2 protein-coding genes and 1 pseudogene are annotated in these 2,770 nt (G+C 63.0%); 2 read left to right on the top strand and 1 reads right to left on the bottom strand.

Annotated features, from left to right (window positions below):
• Window positions 1-260, top strand: a pseudogene (locus VB716_RS04525) (photosystem II D2 protein (photosystem q(a) protein)); the annotation flags it as partial.
• Window positions 261-781: 521 nt separating this feature from the next.
• Here the strand turns inward: VB716_RS04525 and VB716_RS04520 are convergent.
• Window positions 782-1,972: an IS256 family transposase gene (locus VB716_RS04520; protein ID WP_323269851.1), complete on the bottom strand. Its 1,191-nt coding sequence runs from the start codon at window positions 1,970-1,972 to the stop codon at window positions 782-784.
• 17 nt (window positions 1,973-1,989) lie between these two features.
• On the opposite strand from VB716_RS04520, the gene VB716_RS04515 reads away from it, so the two are divergent.
• The gene (locus tag VB716_RS04515; RefSeq protein ID WP_323269849.1) at window positions 1,990-2,391 is read left to right on the top strand and encodes a transposase; all 402 of its coding nucleotides are present in this window, start codon (window positions 1,990-1,992) and stop codon (window positions 2,389-2,391) included.
• Window positions 2,392-2,770: the final 379 nt, after the last annotated feature.

Below are 2,770 nucleotides of genomic sequence, written 5' to 3'. Positions count from 1 at the left end.
TGCACTTCTTCATGCTGTTCGTGCCGGTGATGGGTCTGTGGACCAGCAGCATCGGCATCATCGGCCTGGCCCTCAACCTGCGTGCCTACGACTTCGTGTCGCAGGAGATCCGCGCCGCTGAGGATCCCGAATTCGAGACCTTCTACACGAAGAACATCCTTCTGAATGAAGGTCTGCGGGCCTGGATGGCCCCGGCCGACCAGCCGCACGAAAACTTCGTCTTCCCTGAAGAGGTTCTGCCCCGCGGCAACGCTCTCTGATCCCTCCACCAGGCTTCAGGATTTGCTCGATCCAAGGTGTCCCTCAGCGGGGCACCTTTTTTCTTGGCTAGAATTCACTTGTTCTGGCAGCAGTGGTGTGGCAGGTTCCCTCCTCCGGGAGAGTATCCGCCGAAGGCATCGCCGGCTGTCATCCATCCCCGAGGAGGAGGTGTCCATGAGTCCCAGTTGTTCGACCCAGGGTCTGCTGATCGCGGAGAACGCCTGCTGATCGCGGCGCCACCCCCTTGATCAAACGGTTCCGCGCCAAGAGCGGACCCGGCGAGAGCCCCCGGATGCCTCTAAGGCAGCCGGGGGCATCGTTTTGATTGGTAGCGCCCCTGCGAGTGGTGTAACTCAGGAGGTCCTGTGACCCTTTCAGGAGGGTGATCAGGAGCAGTCAGGGGATGACTGCTTGGGAGCTGATTGCGCAGCTCCATCGTTCCACTATGAACCCTGATCGCTGAATGTGCAACTCAGCGATCGAGGGGATTCGTGTAGATCGAGGAAGGAGTTGGTGCGTTTCAGCTCATGGCTACTGCCGCCCGCTTGGCCGGATCACCATCGGTGGGCTCCAACATTTCCTCGAGCTCGGGGATTTTGGCCATGGTGGCCTCGGAGAAGAAGCGGCGGCGCTCCAGCTGCCATTCCTCCTGCTGCTCCAGCAGCTGACTGCCCACCAACCGCACGATCGCGGCGTCATTGGGGAAGATGCCGACCACGTTGGTGCGGCGTTTGATCTCCTTGTTGAGGCGCTCGAGCGGGTTGGTGCTCCAGATCTTGCGCCAGTGCTCCTGGGGGAAGTGCAGGAAGGCCAGCACGTCGTCCCGGGCGGCTTCCATCACGGGCACGGCGCCGGGGAACTGCTTGCGCAGCATCTCGGTGACCTGCTGCCAGTGGGCTCTGACCTGCTCAGGCTTCTGGATCACGAACACCGCTTTCATCGCCGCCGCCACCATGTCCTGGCCAACCTTTGGGACATGACTCAGGAGGTTGCGCAGGAAGTGCACTCGGCACCGCTGCCAGCTGCTGCCCTGGAACATGCGCTTGATCGCGGCTGTCAGCCCCAGGTGGGCATCCGAAATCACCAGCCGCGTGCCAGTCAGGCCACGCTCTTTGAGTGAGCCCAGGAACTGGCGCCAGAAGCCCTCGGCTTCGCTGTCGCCCACGGCGATTCCCAGTACCTCGCGGTAGCCGAGGGCATTGATCCCGATCGCCACCACCACCGCCCGGGAGACCACCTGCATGTTGCGGCCCAGACGGCCGTGAAGGTAGGTCGCGTCGAGGTAGACGTAGGGGAAGCTGGCATGCTCCAGTGGCCGGCCCAGAAAGGCTTTGACCTGCTCATCAAGGCCCTGGCAGATGCGACTCACCTCCGATTTGGAGATGCCGCTGTCGCCGCCCAGAGCCTCCACCAGGGCGTCGACTTTGCGGGTGGAGATGCCGCCGGTGTAGGCCTCCATCACCACGGCGTAGATGGCCTTGTCGATCCGCCGTCGGGGCTCCAGCCAGTCGGGGAAGAAGCTGCCCTGCCTCAGCTTTGGGATGGCCAGGGTCAGGTCGCCCACCTGGGTGGTGAGCAGTCGCCTGCGGTAGCCGTTGCGGTGCGTAGAGCGCTGATCGGGGCAACGCTCGTGGAGTTGGGCTCCGGTGAACGCGGAAACCTCGGCCTCCAGCAGGTCCTGAAAGCCCCGACGCACGATCTCCGGGATCAACGCGCCAGCGGCTGGCGGTGGACAGCGACCATCAGGTCATCGTGCCGGTGGGCGTGAGCAACCAGCCGCCGGATGTCGAGCACCTCAAACCCATGCTGCAGCGCATTGCAGCCACAGCCGGAGTACTGCCCGATGTGATGACGATGGATGCGGGCTATTGGAGCGAGGACAACGCCAAGGCCTGCGCTGATCAAGGCATCGACGCCTACATCGCCACCGGCCGTCTGCCGCACGGGCAGCCACCGTCGCCGAAATGGGGTCCGATGCCCAAGGATGCCGACGCCAAAGCCCGCATGGCCCGCAAGCTCAGAAGCAAGAAGAGGTCCAGGATCTACTCCCAGCGCAAGGCGATCGCGGAACCGGTGAACGGTCAGATCAAAGAGGCTCGGGGCCTGCGGCACTTTCTCCTGAGGGGCTAGAGAAGGTCGACGCCGACTGGCACCTGATCGCTGTCACGCGAAACCTGCTCAAGTTGTTCCGGTTCACGCGATCGCAGCAGCAGGCCATGGCAGCAGCGACACTATGAGGAGCAGAGGCCTCGGCGGGTGAGGCTGAGGCGGAATCAGCCCACATCGACGCAGCTCAAGAAGTAAACTAGCAGTGCTGCAGATGAGCAGCCGAGTTGTGCTGCCAGTGCTGCCAGTGCTGCTGGGCGCTATAGGCAACAAACTCCTAGTGTCCCGTCCTGGAAATAACAGCTAAAATCAGGGGTGTCACCCGAGGTGCCCTGTGGCGCTTGGTCGTCCGATGCCTCCGCTGGTCCTCAGCGAGGACGAAGCTCAGCAGTTGCGGGCCCTT

The organism is Synechococcus sp. CCY9201, from assembly GCF_034931105.1.
GTDB lineage: Bacteria > Cyanobacteriota > Cyanobacteriia > PCC-6307 > Cyanobiaceae > CBW1002.
This window is presented reverse-complemented; position numbering and strand designations above follow the sequence as displayed.